Origin of the sequence: Marinobacter sp. SS13-12 (assembly GCF_030227115.1) — a bacterium.
Lineage (GTDB): Bacteria > Pseudomonadota > Gammaproteobacteria > Pseudomonadales > Oleiphilaceae > Marinobacter.
The window spans coordinates 2,694,825-2,714,061 of the sequence record NZ_JASSUA010000001.1 but is presented as its reverse complement, the minus strand read 5'-3'; the positions used below and the strand labels follow the sequence as shown (position 1 = coordinate 2,714,061).

Genomic DNA, 19,237 nt, shown 5'->3' with positions numbered 1-19,237 from the left:
ATAAACGAGACGGAGTTCCGCTGAATGGGCAGTTACATCCTCAGGCGTCTGGCGCTGATCATCCCCACATTGCTTGGTATCATGCTGCTTAATTTCGTGATTGTTCAGGCCGCCCCGGGCGGCCCGGTTGAACAATTGATTGCGGAAACCGAAGGGCATGGTGGCGGTGCTCTCGCCAGGGCCAGTGGCGGTGGCTCGGGCGGCGAAGTTACCTCTTCAACTGGCGATAGCCGTGGCTCCCGCGGGCTCCCCGAGGAGCTGCTCCGGGAGATCGAAGTCATGTACGGCTTCGACAAGCCAGCCCACGAGCGCTTTCTGAAAATGCTCGGCGACTACGCCACTTTCGATTTCGGCGATTCGTTCTACCGTGACCGGTCAGTCATCGAGTTGATACTGGACAAAATGCCGGTGTCGATCTCCCTGGGATTATGGTCCACCCTGATTATCTATCTGATTTCCATTCCACTGGGCATCCGCAAGGCCGTCACCGACGGCTCCCGGTTCGATGTCTGGAGCAGTTCTGCCATCGTGGTGGGCTATGCCATTCCCGGCTTCCTGTTCGCCATACTGCTGATTGTCCTGTTTGCCGGCGGCAGCTACCTGGACTGGTTTCCCTTGCGGGGACTGACCTCATCCAATTTCGACGAACTTAACTGGTACCAGAAAATCGGCGATTATTTCTGGCACCTGGCACTGCCCGTCACCGCCAATGTGATCGGGGGGTTCGCCACCCTCACCCTGCTGACCAAGAACTCTTTCCTTGATGAAATCAGCAAGCAATACGTTGTGACTGCCCGCGCCAAGGGTCTGGAAGAAAAGCAGGTGCTATACGGGCACGTGTTCCGCAACGCGATGTTGATCGTCATTGCCAGTCTTCCCGGGGTACTGGTCTCACTGTTCTTTACCGGCTCGCTGCTGATCGAAGTGATCTTCTCCCTGGACGGGCTGGGGTTGCTAGGCTTTGAAGCGGCCCTGAACCGTGATTACCCGGTGATCTTCGGCACGCTCTTTATCTTCACGCTCATGGGCCTGGTGCTGAAGCTGATCAGCGACATCACCTACGTTCTGGTGGACCCGCGCATTGATTTTGAAAGCCGGGAGGGATCATGAGTCTGGTAAAGCTGACCCCGATCCAGCAGCGCCGGCTTGCCAACTTCCGCAAAAACCGCCGCGGCTTCTGGTCTCTGTGGGTATTCCTGACCCTGTTCGGGCTCTCCCTGATCGCCGAAGTGATCGCCAACGACGTGCCGCTGGTCGCCTACTACAAGGGGGATCTCTATTTCCCGGTGGTGGAAAGCGTGCCCGAAGAAACTTTCGGTGGCTTTCTGCCCACGGAAGCCGATTACCGCGATTCCTTTATTGCCGATGAAATCAACGATAACGGGTGGATGATCTGGCCCCCGATACGCTTCAGCTACAACACCACCAACTACAACCTGGAAGTTCCGTCGCCCGCGCCCCCGAGCGCAGAGAACTGGATAGGTACCGACGATCAGGGCCGTGACGTTGCGGCAAGGGTCATCTACGGATTCCGGATCTCGGTTCTGTTCGGACTCATCCTTACCATACTCAGCTGCATCGTCGGGGTCATTGTCGGCGCCATCCAGGGCTTCTACGGCGGCAAGATCGACCTGGTCGGACAACGGTTCATCGAGATCTGGTCCGGGCTTCCGGTTCTGTATCTGCTGATCATTCTATCCAGTATCGTGCAGCCGAACTTCTGGTGGCTGCTGGGCATCATGCTGCTTTTCAGCTGGATGGGGCTGGTGGATGTGGTGCGGGCGGAGTTCCTCCGTGCCCGCAACTTTGAGTATGTGAAGGCTGCCAGAGCCCTGGGGCTGGGCAACCGCAAGATCATGTTCCGGCACATTCTGCCCAACGCCATGGTCGCCACGCTTACGTTTTTGCCATTCATCCTGACCGGCGCCATCACCGGCCTGACCTCCCTGGATTTCCTGGGTTTCGGCCTGCCCTCCGGCTCCCCGTCGCTCGGCGAGCTGATTGCCCAGGGAAAATCCAATCTCCATGCACCCTGGCTTGGCATTTCGGCCTTCGTTTCCCTGTCCATCATGCTGACCTTGCTGGTCTTCGTCGGCGAAGCGGTGCGCGATGCCTTTGACCCGAGAAAGAACTGATATGTCGCAGCTTCTGGAAATCAAGGACCTGTCCATCACCTTCGACGCCACCATTCAAGCCGTCCAGGGGCTGTCGCTCCGGATAGACCGGGGCGAGACCGTCGCGCTGGTGGGGGAAAGCGGTTCCGGGAAATCGGTATCGGCGCTGTCGATTCTACGGCTTCTGGATGAGCGCCACGCCGGTTACCCGAGCGGTGAGATCCTGTTCCAGGCCGAGGACATGCTGAAAGTCAGCCAGAAACGCCTGCGGCAGATCCGCGGCCGTCAGATCAGCATGATCTTTCAGGAGCCGATGACTTCCCTCAACCCGCTGCACACGGTTGAAAAACAGATCAGCGAGACGCTCGCGCTGCACAAGGGCATGCGCGGCCCACAGGCAAAGGCCCGCTGTATCGAGCTGCTGGAACTGGTGGGCATACCTTCGCCGGAGGATCGCTTGAACGCCTACCCGCATCAATTATCGGGTGGCCAGAAGCAACGGGTGATGATCGCCATGGCACTGGCCAATGAGCCGGACCTATTGATCGCGGATGAACCGACTACCGCCCTCGATGTTACCGTGCAGAAACAGGTCCTGGAGTTGCTCAAAGACCTCCAGCACAAGCTGGGGATGGCCATTCTGCTGATTACCCATGACCTGTCCATTGTGCGTCGATATGCGGATCATGTGGTGGTTATGGAACGGGGCCAGTTGGTGGAAGAGGCCCCGACGGAAACCCTGTTCAGCGAACCGAAGCATCCCTACACCCGTCGCCTGCTTGACGCGGAACCCCCCGCGTCTCCTTCAGGTGCCATGGTCAACAACAACCCGCTGCTGGATGTGGACAACCTGGATGTTCGCTTTATTACCCGAAAAAGCCTGCTGGGCAAGCCGAAAGCCTGGTTCCAGGCGGTAGACAACGTCAGCTTTTCCCTCAACCAGGGCGAGACGCTTGGCATCGTGGGTGAAAGCGGCAGCGGCAAAACCACCATTGGCCACGCGCTGCTGAAACTTACCGGTAGCACCGGCAGCATACGGCTCACCGGATCGGAGTTGTCCCATTTAGACCAGAAAGCATTTCGCCCCTGGCGCAGCCGACTCCAGATCGTATTCCAGGACCCGTTCGGCAGCCTCAGCCCCCGCATGTCGGTAGCTGAAATTGTTCGGGAGGGGCTTGAAATTCACGCACCGGCCACCCCGCAGGAACAGGACCGCAAAGTTATTCAGGCACTGAACGACGTGGGCCTGGACCCGGACGCCCGGCACCGCTACCCCCATGAATTTTCCGGCGGCCAGCGGCAGCGAATCGCCATTGCCCGGGCGCTGGTGCTGCAGCCGGAGCTGATCATTCTGGACGAGCCCACCTCGGCCCTTGATCGCACGGTGCAAAAGCAGGTGATTACCCTTCTGAGAGATCTACAGGACAAATATGGTCTAAGCTATGTGTTTATCAGCCACGACCTGTCCGTGGTCCGGGCACTCAGCCACAAACTGCTGGTGCTCAAAAACGGCTGCGTGGTGGAATATGGCGAAGCATCCGGAATTTTTAACACACCGAAACACGAGTACACCCGTGAACTGCTTGGAGCGGCGCTTTTCTACACCCGGTAAGACCGGCCGGACACTACGACCAATTGAGCGTTACCCGCACCGCTGCGGTTCATGGATAATGCCTTAAACTGAAACACAGGGAGAACTGTTATGGGATTACTCAGTGGCAAGAAAGCACTGATTGTCGGCGTTGCAAGCAAGCATTCAATTGCCTATGGCATTGCAGATGCCTTCGCCAGAGAGGGTGCCGAACTGGCTTTCACCTACCAGAATGAAAAGCTTAAATCCCGGGTAGAGAAATTCGCCGAAGGCTGGGGCAGTTCACTGATCTTTCCATGCGACGTTGCCAGCGATGACGAAATCGAAGCCGTGTTCACCGATCTGGGCAAGCACTGGGATAATGTCGACGTTATTGTGCATTCCGTTGGCTTTGCGCCGGGCAATGAACTCGATGGCAACTACGTGGACGTCACCACTCGTGAAGGCTTTCGTATCGCCCACGAGATCAGCTCCTACAGCTTTGTGGCCCTGGCCAAGGCCGGGCGCAAGATGCTGCACGAAAACAGCTCGCTGCTGACCCTGAGCTACCTGGGCGCAGAAAAGGTGCTGCAGAACTACAACGTAATGGGGCTGGCCAAGGCGTCACTGGAAGCCAACGTGCGCTATATGGCCGGCAGCCTGGGGCGTGATGGTATTCGGGTGAACGCCATCTCCGCAGGGCCCATCAGGACCCTGGCAGCCTCCGGTATCAAAAGCTTCCGCAAAATGCTTGCGGAGAACGCCCGCAGGGCGCCCCTGCGCCGGAATGTAACCACTGATGAAGTTGGCAATGCCGCTGCTTTCATGTGCTCCGACATGGCCAGTGGCATTACCGGCGAAATCATGTACGTGGATGCCGGCTTCAACATCACCGGCATGGGCGAACTGGAAGACTGACAGCGCCTGCAGTTCCCGGCGGGGCCTATGCCCTGCCGGGACCCCTAACCTTCCGCCATCGCCCTGGCAACCGCTTCAACCCATTCCAGATACGCCGTATCGTCAGACTCCAGAATCTGCAGCCCCACCAGCCAGCCACTGTCATCGGCCGGACGACACCACACCACCTCCACCATTAACCGGAAGGGTTCGGAGACTTCTTCCAGGCACACCCAGGCAGGCAGTATTGCCCCCGTTGTTAACGGCTCAGAGGTAGCGAGGCGGATTCCCCTGGCAGACAGATCACTGGTTCGCGACACGATTGTACGTTCGTCGCCGCTGCCGGCGCCCTCCGGAACCGACGACTCCAGCTCCATCGTCACCTTCGCGCTCGCCGTCAGTCGGTATTCGCACCGGTTATCCCCGGATTCCGGAGATTCGTCGTAGTCACCAAAGTTGTAATCAATATCACTCATGATTTCCCACCTGACGTTGCCGGTTACCGGATCAATTCCGGCCCACCCGGATGCGCCCTACGACCCTGGAAAGGGTGTCGTCAAATTCTGCAGAGGCCCCCAGTACGCGAATGCGGCCCGCAACAATTTCCGCTACCAGTTCGTCTACCAGGAACTCACGGCGGTTCAGGCCCAACCGGTCCACAAATACCAGTTTTTTCGAGGCGTTGATCCGCACCGCCAGTTTCAGGCGAACCGGGTCCTGGCCCGTCCCGGAGCTTTCTTCCACGATCCAGCCACCAAGTTTGATACCGTCAACAAGTTGCTGCGCTGCGGCGACTTTCTCGCGCAACAAGCGATCCTGTTCGGCCTCTTCATCGGCCACGCGCTGAGCCTCTGCGGCCTGTTTCCTGCGGGTAAGTTCCTCCTGCCTGGCAGTTTCTTCTTCCCGTTGTCGCCGTTCTGCCTCGTCCTTTTCCAGGCGCAGCGCGTCAGCTCGAGCCTTTGCTTCCTTCGCTGCTTTTGCGCGCTGAAGCTTCTGACGATCAAGCACCACCGACAATGAGGTAACCGTTTCCGCCAATACCTCGCCAAAGGGTTTCAGCGGTGGCAAACGGCGCAGGGTGCCGCTATCGAGACCAGCCACAAATCTCGCCCAGGGCTGTATACCGAGTTTGACGCCCGCGCCATTGGTCCAGAGCACTTCACAGGTGTCTGGCAGCAGCGCGAAGAAGAATCTGCGCTGTTCCTTTGCGCCCTCGCCCTCAACGTACCACTTGCCCTTCAGGGGCGATACGTCCTCTTCAGCAGGTTCGGAGAAGGTGAGCCAGGAAGAATCCCAGGAAAAGCGGTTATCGGTCGGCAGAGCAGGCACAAGATCCGGTGTTTCACCCCGTAGGCGTGCAACCATGACGGACTGAACACCGGCCAGGGCTTTTTCTTCCAGCGGCTTCTTCTGAACCCGGTTCCACACGTCGGTTATGCGATCACCAATCTGTTCACCGACCGTGTAGAGCCGGTTCCGGTCCCGGTCCGAAAGGCCGGGATCGCCAATCCACACCAGCCACTCCAGGAGCTTGCCGGCATGTCGCCAGTTTTCACCCTCGGTGCCCTCTTCCCAGACGATCTGTTTCAGCAATCCGAACCAGTGATCAAAAACGAAATTCACCACTGCCTGTGGTAATTGACGATTCTGCAGGGCCCGCCCCACCAGAGCACGCGCTGTCTGCTCCGCCCGTCGCTGCCTGGCGGCCCCCTGCTCCGTTTCGAGCAGGCGCTGACGCAGTCTGTCGTTCTGCTGCTCCCGTCTGGTGGCGTCCTCTTCCCACTGGCGGCAAAAAACCAGCACCGGTTCGATATCGCCGGAATCGAAACTGCCGGAAACCGCTATAATCAGTGCGTCCAGCTGATCCAGAATTGCCCTGGCCGAGCGTCCACCTGAGGCACTCCAGCCGCGGCAGTCCTGCAGGCTGTCGAGCCACTGAATCAGCGTTTCATGGAGTGCACCGGCGCCTTCAAGATTCATTCGCCAGGCAAAAAAGAACCTCAGGCGGGCGATGCGACGGGCGAGCTCAGGGTGCAAACCACTGGTTTTGAGGAAGACGCCCATGATGCGGTCGGCAACATAGGCGGAGTTGATCTGCCGGACAGACCAGGTCAGGGAAACCGAGCGAATTACATGGGTGACAGGCTCGTCCCTTTGCTCTGTCCAGCAGGAAAGCATTAGCGGCCCCCAGTCGCTGACCGCGTCCGGTGACAGCTTTCGGGCCGGGTAAGGAAGATCCGGTACACGAATGCCGGAGAGCACGTCGGCCATCTTCTCTGGAACCCGCTTCCGGGGCAGGACTTTCCCCTTGTTCTGCGTGCTCTGCTGCATCCGTTCTCCGCGCGTCAGAAGCGTTGAAAAGGTCTATCAAATAACGCAGTATAACCAACTCGCCGGGGTTTACTGCAACTTAACGCCGGCCAGTCATGTTTTATGCGACGGGGATAACAACAGAATGTCGGGCACCAAACTAGAGAATCTGAATGTGGCGAGTCAGGAACCATTGATCACACCTGAAGCGCTGAAGCAGGAATTGCCGCTTTCCGGCAAGGCTGCGGAAACCGTGGAAAACGGCCGCCAGGCCATCTATGACATCATGGACGGCAAGGATCATCGCCTGTTTGTGGTGGTGGGCCCCTGCTCCATTCATGATGTTGAAGCTGCCCGGGACTATGCTGTAAAACTCAAGAAGCTGGCGGATGAAGTCAGCGATACCCTGCTGATTGTCATGCGGGTGTATTTCGAGAAGCCACGCACCACCGTCGGCTGGAAGGGCTTGATTAACGACCCACACCTGAACGATACCTTTGATATCGAACAGGGCCTTCACATTGGCCGTCGCCTGTTGCTGGATATTTCCGAACTGGGCCTGCCCACGGCCACCGAAGCCCTTGACCCGATTTCCCCGCAATACCTGCAGGACACTATTTCCTGGTCCGCCATCGGCGCCCGTACCACTGAATCCCAGACGCACCGGGAGATGAGCAGCGGTCTGTCCATGGCCATCGGCTTCAAGAATGGTACCGACGGCAGCCTGGATGTCGCGGTCAATGCCATGAAGTCGGTCTCACATCCCCACAGCTTCCTGGGCATCGACCAGCAGGGCAAGGTGGCGATCATCCGCACCCGTGGCAACAACTATGGCCACGTGGTTCTCCGTGGCGGCGGTGGCAAGCCCAACTACGATTCAGTCAGCGTTGCCCTCTGCGAACAGGCGCTCGAAAAAGCGAAACTGCGTCAATCGATCATGGTCGACTGTAGCCACGCCAATTCCAGCAAGGACCCGGGCATTCAGCCACTGGTTATCCAGGATATTACCCACCAGATTCTGGAGGGCAACCAGTCCATCCAGGGCCTGATGGTGGAAAGCAACCTGAACTGGGGCAACCAGTCGATTCCGGAAAACCTGGCTGATCTCAAGTACGGCGTGTCGGTCACTGACGCCTGCATTGACTGGGAAACCACTGAAAAAGCCCTGCACGACATGCGGGACAAGCTCAAAGACGTGTTGCCGAAGCGGCGCGGCTGATCCCTCCAATAGCGCGGCTGAAGGCTCAGCCGCCTACCCAATCCAGCCTGCTTCTCAGGGTCACCACCCGGCCTATGATGACCAGCGTGGGAGCGGGCACCTCATTCTCCTCTACCCGCTCGACGATATTGGACAGGTCCCCGGTAACAACCTGCTGCTGGGGCGTGGTGCCCCGGGACACCAGTGCCACCGGCATATCCGGGGACATTCCGTTGGCAATCAGCTGCCGGCAGATAATGGGTAGCCCCACCAGTCCCATGTAGAACACCAGGGTCTGGTTGTTCTGCACAAAATCCTTCCACGGCAGGTCGCAGGTATCATTTTTGAGATGGCCGGTCACAAAGCGGACTGACTGGGCATGATCACGATGGGTGAGCGGTATCCCGGCGTAAGCCGCACATCCGGACGCAGCAGTGATTCCCGGCACGACCTGGAAGCGCACGCCAGCCGCGGCGAGGGTTTCGATTTCCTCGCCACCACGACCAAAAATGAAGGGATCCCCACCCTTCAACCGTACAACTTTGTGCCCCTTGCGGGCGAGTTCCACCAGCCGGTTGTTGATCTGCTCCTGGGGCAGGGTATGGTTTGCCCGCTGCTTGCCTACATGGATCCGTTCCGCGGTTTCCGGAATAAGTGACAGGATTTCCGCCGATACCAGGCGATCGTACAACACCACTTCTGCCGACTGAATCAGGCGCCAGGCCTTCAGTGTCAGAAGTTCCGGGTCACCGGGGCCGGCGCCGACAAGCGCGACCTCACCCTCGGAACTGTTGGGGTTTTCGGTGACCGGATTCTTTTGGTATCGAACCGGTGCAGGCTTCGCACCAACGCCCCTCCATGGTGCATCGTCGGATCTGTCACTCATTGGATTTTTTCTAAACCTCCCATATACGGCTTCAGGACCTCCGGAACCAGAATGCTGCCGTCTGCCTGCTGGTAATTCTCCATGACCGCGATCAGTGCACGGCCAACGGCAAGACCGGAACCGTTCAGGGTATGGACCGGCTCGGGCTTGTTGGTTTCCGGATTACGCCAACGTGCATGCATGCGCCGTGCCTGGAAATCCCGGGTATTGGAGCAGGAGGAAATTTCCCGGTACTTGTCCTGCCCCGGCAGCCACACCTCGATATCGTAGGTGCGAGCCGCCGCAAAGCCCATGTCACCACCGCACAGGTCAACCAGTCGGTAAGGGAGTTCCAGTAGTTGCAGTACCTTTTCCGCATGGCCGGTGAGGGCCTCGAGCGCTGCCTCGGAATCTTCGGGCCGCACCACCTGGACCAGCTCCACCTTGTCGAACTGGTGCTGCCGGATCATACCCCGGGTGTCACGGCCGTAGGAGCCGGCCTCGCTGCGGAAACAGGGGGTATGGCATACCATCTTCAGTGGCAGCTCTTTGGCGTCCAGGATGGTGTCGCTGACCAGGTTGGTGGCGGGCACTTCCGCCGTGGGAATCAGGTACAGCGGCTTTTCGCCATCCATGCGGAACAGGTCTTCCTCAAATTTCGGAAGCTGGCCGGTGCCGTAGAGGGTCTCGGCGTTCACCAGATAAGGAACATAGGCTTCCATATAGCCATGTTCTTCGGTATGCAGATTCAACATGAACTGGGCCAGTGCCCGGTGCAGCCGTGCAACCGGGCCGCGCATCACCGCAAACCGGGAATGGGCCAGGCGTGTCGCGGTTTCAAAGTCCAGACCGCCAAGCGCTTCGCCGAGTGCAACGTGGTCTTTGGGCTCAAAGTTGAACGTTTTCGGGGTGCCCCAGCGACGAACCTCCACGTTGTCGTCTTCGCTCTCTCCCGCCGGTACCGTCTCATCCGGCAGGTTAGGAATCGCCGCAAGGAAGTCATTCAGTTCATCCTGAAGCACGCGCAATTCGTCTTCTGCTTCTGACTTCTGCTGCTTCAGGTTTTCCACCTCATCCAGCAAGGGCTGGATGTCCTCACCGGCTGCCTTGGCCTTGCCGATGGATTTGGACCGGCGGTTCTGCTCGCCCTGCAAGGTTTCCGTTTTCACCTGGATCGCACGACGGCGTTCCTCGAGCTGATCGAAGGTGGCTTTATCAAAGGTAAAGCCCTTGATGGCCAGGCGACGGGCGATCTCTTCAGTCTGGGTGCGGACACGTTTGGGATCGAGCATGGTTATCCTGAGTTTTCCGGTTCAAAGGTAAGTGGACAAGTGTCTGTTTTCTGACGATTGACTGGGCATTATACCTGCGAGGATGTCTGTGGCTACAGCAGGCATGGCCCGGCAGACTATTTCAGGTTTGCGGATAACGCTTGCGGGGGCTGTTACGGTTCCACTGATCAAGTCGATCCCGCTTTTCAGCCAGTTTGATTTCCAGGCCACGATTGACGGGCTGGTAGTACCGGCGTTGATGGATAGCTTCCGGCAGGTAGGATTCGCCGGCGGCAAAGGCCTCCGGCTCATCGTGGGCGTAACGGTATTCATCACCATGGCCCATCGATTCAAGCAGCTTGGTGGGCGCATTGCGCAGGTGAACGGGCACGTCATAGTCCGGATCATTGCGGATCTCGGCCATACACTGGTTGAAGGCCTTGTAGACGGCATTGCTCTTTGGCGCCATTGCCAGGTAGGTCACCGCCTGGGCAAGGGCCAACTCCCCTTCCGGCGAACCCAGTCGCTCCTGGGCCTCCCAGGCGTCCATGGAAATCTGCAGTGCCCTGGGGTCGGCGTTGCCGATGTCCTCACTGGCAATTCTGGCCAGCCGGCGCGCCACGTAAAGGGGATCACAGCCGCCATCAAGCATACGGCATAACCAATACAAGGACCCATCGGGGTCCGAGCCACGCACCGACTTGTGCAGCGCCGATATCTGATCGTAGAAAACATCGCCGCCCTTGTCGAAGCGTCTCAGGCTGGTCTGCAGAACCTGCTCCAGGTGATCGCGGGTGATTCTCGCGGCGTCGTCATCATCCGGCTCGGCAAGATCCGTTGCCACCTCGAGGATATTCAGCGCCCGCCTGGCATCTCCGCCTGAGGCCGACGCCATAAGGTCCAGAACGGGACCATCAACCGTGAAACGTCCGTCCAACCCCTCCGGAGAGGACAGCGCCCGGTTCAGCAATTCCAGAATATCGTCATCGGAGAGATTCTTGAGTACATAAACCCGGGTGCGGGACAGCAGTGCACTGTTGAGCTCGAAAGAAGGGTTTTCTGTGGTGGCGCCAACGAAAATGAAGGTGCCATCCTCAATGTGGGGAAGGAACGCATCCTGCTGGCTCTTGTTGAAGCGATGAACCTCGTCCACGAACAGCAGGGTATCCCGGCCTTCACTGCGCTTGCGATTTTTCGCCCGCTCCACAATCGCGCGGATATCCTTTACACCGCTCAGAACCGCGGAGACGGTCTCGAAACTCAGGTCACTGAGGTTGGCAAGCAGGCGAGCGAACGTGGTCTTGCCGACGCCAGGAGGCCCCCAGAGGATCATGGAATGGAGCTGGCCCTGCTCCACGGCCCGGCGAAGGGGCTTGCCCTCACCCACCAGATGGGCCTGGCCGACGTACTCGTCGAGGTTTTCCGGGCGCATTCGTGCAGCCAGTGGCCGAAACCCCTGCTGTTCATCGAACAGGCTTTCCTGCATCAGGCTCCGTCCCGGATCACATCCACGCCATCGGGGTATTCAAGGACAAAGGCGCTGTCGCTCACTTCTTCGTTGAGACGGATATCGTCGAAGCTGAGCACGCTCAACTGGGACAACGAATCCTGCATACGCATCTCCTGCAACTCGCCCTTGAAGAAGGTCAGACGCAGAGACACGAACAGCGAATCCTCTCTTCTGGGTTCCAGGGTAAATTCCCGGGTGTTTTCGCCGACACTGCGCATTGACACCTCGTAGGTTTCATCCAGATTGTCTACTTCACCACTGAGCAGCAACGCAGGCGTCGTCGAGACTTTTTCGTCCAGACTGTGGACAGTGACCTGCTCCAGGTCGGGGTCGTAAACCTCTACCTTGTTGCCATCGCTGACCACGAACTGGGAGTGGGGCTGGCTGGTCTCCCAGTAGAACAGGCCCGGGCGCTTGGCCTTGAGGGAACCACGGCTTTCCTGCACACGGTTGCCGTTTTCGTTAACCACAATCTGGATGAAGCTGGCCTGAAAGGATTGGTAACTCTCCAGCATGGACGCCAGTTCCGCTGCGGCTTCTTCCCCGCCCTCTTCAGCGTGGGCCGGCAGGGCAAACATCAGCACCACTGCCAGCACGGATACGATCCACAAACTCTTTGGTGATTCCATCATCAATCGGTACTCCTAATCTCGTGGTGGCGGTGGTGCCAGTACTTCGCGGGCGCCATTGTGCCCGGCAGAGCTGACCACACCGGATGCTTCCATGGCCTCGACCAGGTTTGCCGCCCGGTTATAGCCGATCTTGAATTTCCGCTGCACGGATGAAATTGAAACACGTCTACCCTCGGTGACGAACGCAACAGCCTCGTCAAACAGGGCGTCCCCTTCGCTGTCCCCGCCGCCATCGCTCAGGCTGGGCACACCGGGAAGGTTTTCGCCTTCGGCGCCGTTGAGCACATCATCGACATAAACCGGCTCACCGCGTGCTTTCCAGGCACTCACAACCCGGTGCACTTCGTCGTCATCCACGAAGGCACCGTGAACACGTACCGGCAGCCCGGAGCCCGGGGGCAGGTAAAGCATGTCGCCATGCCCCAGCAGCTGCTCTGCTCCGCCCTGGTCCAGTACCGTGCGGGAGTCAATCTTGGACGACACCTGGAACGACATACGGGTGGGAATATTGGCCTTGATCAGGCCGGTAATGACATCAACCGACGGCCGCTGGGTGGCCAGAATCAGGTGAATACCGGCGGCACGGGCCTTCTGTGCAATCCGCGCGATGAGTTCTTCCACTTTCTTGCCAACAATCATCATCATGTCGGCGAATTCGTCGATCACCACCACGATGAACGGCAGTGTTTCCAGCTCTGGCCGCTCCTGTTCATCATTTGCCAGATATTCATCCGGCTTCCAGGTCGGATCCAGCAGGGGCTCTCCCGCTGCAGCGGCGTCTTTTACCTTGCGGTTGTACCCGGCCAGATTGCGAACACCGAGGCTCGCAAGCAGCCGGTAACGTCGCTCCATCTCCGCCACGCACCAGCGCAAGGCGTTGGCGGCATCTTTCATGTCGGTGACTACCGGTGCCAACAGGTGTGGGATACCGTCGTAGATGCTCAGCTCCAGCATCTTGGGGTCCACCATGATAAAGCGGACTTCTTCCGGTGTGGCTTTCAGCAGCATGCTCAGGAGCATGGCATTCACGCCTACCGACTTACCGGAACCCGTGGTACCTGCAACCAGCAGATGCGGCATCTTGGCAAGGTTCGCCACCATCGGATTGCCGCCGATGTCGTTGCCCAGCGCCAGGGTCAACGCAGAGGAGGATTCGGTAAACACCCGGGCACTCAATACCTCACTGAGCCGGACCATTTCCCGTTCTTCATTGGGAATTTCAATACCGACAACCGACTTACCGGGAATAACCTCAACCACACGGACACTGAGAACTGCCAGTGAACGGGCCAGGTCTTTCGCAAGGTTGGAGATCTTGCTTACCTTGACCCCGGCAGCAGGCTTGATTTCGAAACGGGTAATAACCGGCCCGGGATTAACCTCGACCACTTCCACAGAAACCCCGAAATCCGCCAGTTTCTCTTCCAGAAGGCGCGACATATGCTGAAGCGACTCCTCGGAGTAGCCCCTTTCCTTGTGCTCTTCCGGCGGATCCAGAAGCGAAATCGGAGGAATGGGGCTCTCGATGTCTTCCAGCAGAGATGCCTGTTTGCTTTTTCCACTGCCGTTGGTGGTGGACTGATCTTCACGCTTGAACGGGGAGATCTTGAGGGACTTGCCAGCGGGACCTGTGGGTGGCTTTTTGCCGCTTTTCAGGCCGGCTTCAGGCACATCGGCAACCGGAGCACGGTCATCCCGGGAGCTGAAGCTTTCAAGCCGCGCCGGTTCGGCATCGTCCACGGATTGCATACCCTCTAGCCCCGGTTCACGCCGTTGTTTCGGGGGGGCCGCAGGCTTTGTCTTGTCCTTGCGGGGGCCCAGACCCAGCAGACGTCTCCACCAGGGCACACCAGCAGCCTTGTTCCTGGCCGATGCGGCTACCTTGTCCCGCAACACGGGCGGTTCCACAGGTTTCTTCGGGGGTGCAGTCGCTGCCGGCCCGGGAGCGTCAGGCGCAGTCCGCGCCTTGGCGGAAGACGAAAACAGGCTCTTGATGCTGTTAGCCGCCCGCAGGGTCAGGTTGCCCAGTTGATCCATCAACCAGAACCAGGACAGCCCGGTACTCACCGTCAGTGCAAACAGAAAGATGGAGATCAGTAACAGCGTTGTCGCCGGCAGGTTGAAGAAGCGCACCATGGCCTCGGAAACCGCAGCACCAAGCACACCACCGGAGGTAACCCCGAGCCCGAACACGGAATACAGTGACAGCAGGCTGGTTGCCGACAACAGGATCAGCAGAAACCCGCCGAATCGCACCAGGAACAAGGGCACGTGCATATCGATGGGATCATTCCGGCGGCGGATGAGCATCAGGGCATAGGCCGCGATCATCACCGGAAACAGGAAGGCCACGTGACCAAAAAAATCGCGTAGCAGGCTGGCGAGCCAGGCGCCGGTGCGGCCGGCGTAATTCTGCACACTGGTTTCATGCCCTATACTGGCCCAGCCGGGGTCCGAAGGGCTGAAGGTCACCAGTGCCATGCCCAGATAGATACACAGCGCAATCAGCGCAATCACCGCTCCTTCCCGGGCCCCCTGGGCCAGAAAACGACGGAACCGCAACTGTTTGTCTGTCAGCTCTCCTGATTTTTTTGCTTTTGCGCTCTCAGCCATGAATGCTCAGACAGTTCCCTGACGGTAATTTTCAAGAGCCTCAAACCCACGCTGCAAGTCGGTTTTGAGATCCTCAACAGCTTCAATACCTACCGAGATCCGTACCAGATTTTCGGTAATACCCGCCTGCTCCTTGTCCTCCGGAGACAGTCGGCCATGAGTGGTTGTGGCCGGATGTGTAATCGTTGTTTTGACATCACCAAGATTGGCTGTGATGGAGATCATCCGGGTTGCGTCGATAAACGCCCAGGCCTGCTCTCTCCCACCTTTCACGGTAAACGAGAGCACCCCGCCGAATCCGCTCTGCTGGCGTTTCGCCAGCTCATGCTGCGGATGGTCGGGCAAGCCGGCATAGAATACCCGGTCTACTGTGCCCTGCCCTTTCAGCCATTTGGCCAACTCTAACGCATTGTCACAGTGGGCGCGCATACGGATTGGTAAGGTTTCCAGACCCTTGAGGAAAACCCAGGCGTTGAACGGGCTCATGGTGGGGCCGGCTGAGCGGAGGAAGCCATAGACCTCCTCCATAAGTTTGTCGGGACCAACCACCACACCGCCAACACAGCGACCCTGTCCGTCCAGGTACTTGGTTGCGGAGTGAATAATGATGTCTGCACCATGCTCGAACGGGCGCTGCAGAACCGGTGTGCAGAAACAGTTGTCCACCACGAACAGGGCGTCATTGTCACGGGAGAGTTTGGCCAGGGCCGCCATATCCGCCACTTCGCACAGCGGATTGGACGGTGTTTCGATAAACACCATTCGGGTTTCCGGCCGCACGGCAGCCTGCCATTGCGTCATGTCGGTCAGGCCCACAAAAGTGGTTTCAACACCAAACTTGGCCAGATATTTCTGGAACAGCACATTGGTGGTACCGAACACGCCCCTTGAACAGATCACGTGATCTCCGGACTTCAGCAATGCCATGCAGGTGGCAAGAATTGCCGCCATGCCGGAAGACGTCGCCACTGCCCGTTCACCGCCTTCCATCGCTGCAATCCGGGCCTCGAACGCCTGCACCGTGGGATTGGTGAAACGGGAATAGATATTGCCCGGCTCTTCGCCTCCGAACCGTGCCGCCGCCTGGGCAGCACTGCCATAGACAAAGCTGGAGGTGGGAAAAATCGCATCGCTGTGTTCCAGCTGGCCAGTACGGATCTGCCCTGCACGGACCGCGAGAGTATCCACCGACATGCCCTCAAGATCCGATTCCGGGATCAGGACGTGCTCTTCGCGGCGATAGGTCATGACAAACTCCTGTTTACGACCGTGGCGTGGTCAATCTTCATCGTTATACAGATCAATAATACCGTTATCGGAAGAATCTCCGGAACCGCCCTCGAAGCGATTCTCATCGTTGCGGGCGGCTTCCAGCTTGTTGAGATACGCAGCGTCCACATCGCCGGTGATGTAGTTGCCGGTAAACACCGAGCACTCCCAGCCTTCAATATCGGGGTTAACGTCACTGACACAGGTAATCAGGTCTTCCAGATCCTGGTACAGCAGCCAGTCTGCGCCAATCAAGGTCGCAATCTCGTCAACGCTGCGATCATGGGCGATCAGTTCATTCACCGACGGCATGTCGATACCGTACACGTTGGGATAACGCACCGGGGGTGCCGCTGAGGCAAAATAGACCTTGCGGGCACCGGCATCCCTGGCCATCTGCACGATCTCCTTACAGGTGGTGCCCCGTACGATAGAATCGTCCACCAGCATCACGTTCTTGCCACGGAACTCCAGGTCAATCGGGTTCAGCTTCTGGCGTACTGACTTCTTGCGCATTTTCTGGCCGGGCATGATAAAGGTGCGGCCGATGTAGCGATTCTTGATGAACCCCTCCCGGAACTTCACCCCCAGCCGGTGCGCCATCTGCATCGCAGAGGTACGGCTGGTATCGGGTATGGGCATTACCACGTCGATGTCATGATTCGGCCGTTCCCGCAGGACCTTCTCCGCCAGGGTTTCCCCCATTCTGAGGCGTGCCTTGTAAACTGACACCTGGTCAATGATGGAGTCAGGTCTTGCGAAATACACATGCTCGAACACGCACGGATACAGGTGGGGTTCTTCTGCACACTGCTGGGTATAGAGCGTGCCATCGGTTTCAATGTAGACCGCCTCACCAGGGGCTATGTCGCGCACCAGTTTGAAACCGGCTGCACTCAGGGCGACGCTTTCAGAGGCAATCATGTACTCCTCACCCTCCTCGGTCTTTCGCACGCCATAACAGGCCGGACGGATACCATTGGGGTCGCGGAAGCCGACGATGCCATAACCGGTGATCATTGCAATGACGGCATAGGCGCCGCGGCACCGTTTGTGCACCGCACGCACGGCGGAAAAAATCTCTTCCTTGGTCGGGTCGAGCTTACCCAGCTTCTGCAGTTCGTGGGCAAATACGTTCAGCAGTACTTCCGAGTCCGAATTGGTGTTGATATGGCGCAGATCGGTGCGAAACAGGTCATTGCTGAGGTCTTCGGCGTTGGTCAGGTTACCGTTGTGGGCCAGAGTAATGCCGTAGGGGCTGTTGACGTAGAAAGGCTGAGCTTCGGAAGAGCTGGAGCTGCCGGCGGTAGGGTAACGGACATGGCCGATACCTACATTGCCCACCAGCCGACGCATATGACGGGTACGGAATACATCCCGCACCAGCCCGTTGTCCTTGCGAAGGAAAAAACGCTCATTCTGAAAGGTAACTATTCCCGCTGCATCCTGGCCCCGGTGCTGTAATACGGTCAGCGCGTCGTAAAGCGACTGATTCACGTTGGAAGTACTGACTATGCCGACAATGCCACACATGGATACGGTAATCTCCGAAGCGTTAAAACTGAATGTTAGCGGGACGCGGAAGCGGGTTCCACGTTATCTTCCTGTTGCGATTCCGGGGAGTCGTCCATGCCTCCACCTGCGGGCCCGAGAAAGCGCGCGAATTCGTCTCCGAGGGTCCTTCGTGACCAGTCCTCCACCACGGCCAGACGCTCAATCATCACTGACGTACGCCACCAGGTATCTTCGGCCAGGGGTGTATAGCGGGTAAAGGCGATTGCGACAATCACCACCACCAGCCCCCGTAACAGGCCAAATCCCATGCCCAACACCCGATCGGTTGCCGACAGGCCGGTAGCCTTGACCAGATGGCCAATCAGGTTGTTGACGATGGCACCAACGATCAGGGTGGCAAAAAACAGAATGGCAAAGGCCGCTACCAGGCGCACCAGTGGCGTCTCGACGGTGCCCTCGAGGAGAGACTGCATCTGGGGATGAAACGTTCGGGCAATAATGAACGCACCCACCCAGGTTATCAGCGACAGCGCTTCCTTGATGAAGCCACGCTTGAGACTGATAAGGGTAGAAACAGTAATCAGGGCAATGATGACCCAGTCGATCCAGATCAGCGCATCCATGAAAAACCCGGTGGAGAAAAGGAAGCGCGAATTCTATCAGGAAACGTCACCTGACCAAACCGTCCATTACGCAATACTGAGGCAGCCCGACGCTCTATTTGTCGCCTGACGTTACCAGGCTGTTGAGGCCGAAGGCTTTGTCGAGGACCTGCTTGGCTTTTTCGGCTTCCGCTTTTTCAGCAAACGGTCCACTGAAAACCCGGGTAAGCTCGGCATCGCCACGGGTTACTTCCTGAAGGTGGGAGTTGTAGCCCTTGTCACGCACCTTGTTCCGAAGGTTCCTGGCGTTATCAGCGCTGCCAAAACTGCCCAGTTGCACCACCCAGGCGCCTTCCAGAGACCGGGTAAACTCGGCAGCATCCTCCTCCCTGACAGGTTCTTGCGTTTCCGGCTCGCGGGCTTCCTGTTGCGATACTTCAGGCTCTTCAACGGTGGGGGCAGGCTCTGGCTCTGGCGCTTCCACCTCTGACACCGCCTGCGGCGAATCTCCAAAGGCAGGCTCTTCCACTGCAGGCTGCTGATCGCCATTACCGGATTCTTCAAGACGGTAGGCAGGTGCTTCGGCAACCTCTGGTTCCGGCGCTTCAACTTCGGGGAACGGTGGCTCCTCGGGAATTTTGATGGAAGTGGATTCACGTTCGGAGTGTGGTTCATCAAACATCATCGGCACAAAGATAACGGCAAGAGACACCAGCACGAGCGCCCCGATGATTCTTTGCTTCAGTCCATCCACGTTACGCAATCCCCTGTTAATTCACGACTCGCCAACATTGACCAATACTGTGCCCGATAGTAACCGCCACCTGTTGAGAACTCAAAGCCTCATGGCAGGCATGACGGATATTTAAGA

General features: G+C 58.2%; 14 protein-coding genes and 3 pseudogenes. 5 read left to right on the top strand and 12 right to left on the bottom strand.

The window, feature by feature from the left end:
• Positions 1–24 precede the first annotated feature (24 nt).
• The 4 genes from QPL94_RS12370 (at position 25) to QPL94_RS12355 (ending at position 4,602) form a co-directional block, all read left to right on the top strand.
• A complete protein-coding gene (locus QPL94_RS12370) occupies positions 25–1,110 on the top strand; it encodes a microcin C ABC transporter permease YejB (RefSeq protein WP_285357666.1) in 1,086 nt (361 codons plus the stop codon).
• Positions 1,107–2,135, top strand: coding sequence for an ABC transporter permease (locus QPL94_RS12365; RefSeq protein WP_285357665.1), 1,029 nt, complete (start codon positions 1,107–1,109; stop codon positions 2,133–2,135). Before QPL94_RS12370 ends, QPL94_RS12365 begins: the two co-directional genes overlap by 4 nt.
• Position 2,136: 1 nt before the next feature.
• Positions 2,137–3,726: an ABC transporter ATP-binding protein gene (locus QPL94_RS12360; RefSeq protein ID WP_285357664.1), complete on the top strand. Its 1,590-nt coding sequence runs from the start codon at positions 2,137–2,139 to the stop codon at positions 3,724–3,726.
• 90 nt (positions 3,727–3,816) lie between these two features.
• A complete protein-coding gene (locus QPL94_RS12355) occupies positions 3,817–4,602 on the top strand; it encodes an enoyl-ACP reductase FabI (RefSeq protein WP_137434537.1) in 786 nt (261 codons plus the stop codon).
• 44 nt (positions 4,603–4,646) lie between these two features.
• On the opposite strand, the gene QPL94_RS12350 is transcribed toward QPL94_RS12355, so the two are convergent.
• Both QPL94_RS12350 and QPL94_RS12345 read right to left on the bottom strand, forming a co-directional pair.
• Positions 4,647–5,057, bottom strand: a complete 411-nt coding sequence (locus QPL94_RS12350; RefSeq protein WP_285357663.1) for a PilZ domain-containing protein — start codon at positions 5,055–5,057, stop codon at positions 4,647–4,649.
• A 31-nt stretch (positions 5,058–5,088) separates the two neighbouring features.
• Positions 5,089–6,912, bottom strand: a complete 1,824-nt coding sequence (locus QPL94_RS12345) for a DUF1631 family protein (protein WP_285357662.1) — start codon at positions 6,910–6,912, stop codon at positions 5,089–5,091.
• Positions 6,913–7,036: 124 nt separating this feature from the next.
• Between QPL94_RS12345 and QPL94_RS12340 the strand changes: the two genes are divergently transcribed.
• Complete coding sequence (locus tag QPL94_RS12340) at positions 7,037–8,110, top strand: 3-deoxy-7-phosphoheptulonate synthase (RefSeq protein ID WP_285357661.1); 1,074 nt, start codon at positions 7,037–7,039, stop codon at positions 8,108–8,110.
• 25 nt (positions 8,111–8,135) lie between these two features.
• Here the strand turns inward: QPL94_RS12340 and cobA are convergent.
• The 10 genes and pseudogenes from cobA to QPL94_RS12295 all read right to left on the bottom strand — a co-directional run.
• Positions 8,136–8,957 (bottom strand): annotated as a pseudogene (cobA, locus tag QPL94_RS12335) (uroporphyrinogen-III C-methyltransferase); the annotation flags it as partial.
• 14 nt (positions 8,958–8,971) lie between these two features.
• Positions 8,972–10,246, bottom strand: coding sequence for a serine--tRNA ligase (gene serS / locus QPL94_RS12330; RefSeq protein ID WP_285357660.1), 1,275 nt, complete (start codon positions 10,244–10,246; stop codon positions 8,972–8,974).
• Between the two features lie 121 nt (positions 10,247–10,367).
• Positions 10,368–11,711, bottom strand: a complete 1,344-nt coding sequence (locus QPL94_RS12325) for a replication-associated recombination protein A (protein WP_285357659.1) — start codon at positions 11,709–11,711, stop codon at positions 10,368–10,370.
• Entirely contained in the window at positions 11,711–12,367 is a 657-nt protein-coding gene (gene lolA, locus QPL94_RS12320) for an outer membrane lipoprotein periplasmic chaperone LolA (RefSeq protein ID WP_502881526.1), read from the bottom strand. The genes QPL94_RS12325 and lolA overlap by 1 nt, the downstream gene beginning before the upstream one ends.
• Before the next feature lie 12 nt (positions 12,368–12,379).
• Positions 12,380–13,924 (bottom strand): annotated as a pseudogene (locus QPL94_RS21480) (DNA translocase FtsK); the annotation flags it as partial.
• A gap of 525 nt (positions 13,925–14,449) precedes the next feature.
• Positions 14,450–14,848 (bottom strand): annotated as a pseudogene (locus tag QPL94_RS21475) (DNA translocase FtsK 4TM domain-containing protein); the annotation flags it as partial.
• A 138-nt stretch (positions 14,849–14,986) separates the two neighbouring features.
• On the bottom strand, positions 14,987–16,228 hold the full coding sequence (locus QPL94_RS12310) for an O-succinylhomoserine sulfhydrylase (RefSeq protein WP_285357657.1): 1,242 nt from the start codon (positions 16,226–16,228) through the stop codon (positions 14,987–14,989).
• Between the two features lie 30 nt (positions 16,229–16,258).
• On the bottom strand, positions 16,259–17,782 hold the full coding sequence (gene purF / locus QPL94_RS12305) for an amidophosphoribosyltransferase (RefSeq protein ID WP_285357656.1): 1,524 nt from the start codon (positions 17,780–17,782) through the stop codon (positions 16,259–16,261).
• Between the two features lie 35 nt (positions 17,783–17,817).
• Positions 17,818–18,387 carry a CvpA family protein gene (locus QPL94_RS12300; protein ID WP_285357654.1) on the bottom strand — a complete coding sequence of 190 codons (570 nt, stop codon included), beginning with the start codon at positions 18,385–18,387 and terminating at the stop codon, positions 17,818–17,820.
• Positions 18,388–18,481: 94 nt separating this feature from the next.
• Positions 18,482–19,120, bottom strand: a complete 639-nt coding sequence (locus tag QPL94_RS12295; protein ID WP_285357652.1) for an SPOR domain-containing protein — start codon at positions 19,118–19,120, stop codon at positions 18,482–18,484.
• Positions 19,121–19,237: the final 117 nt, after the last annotated feature.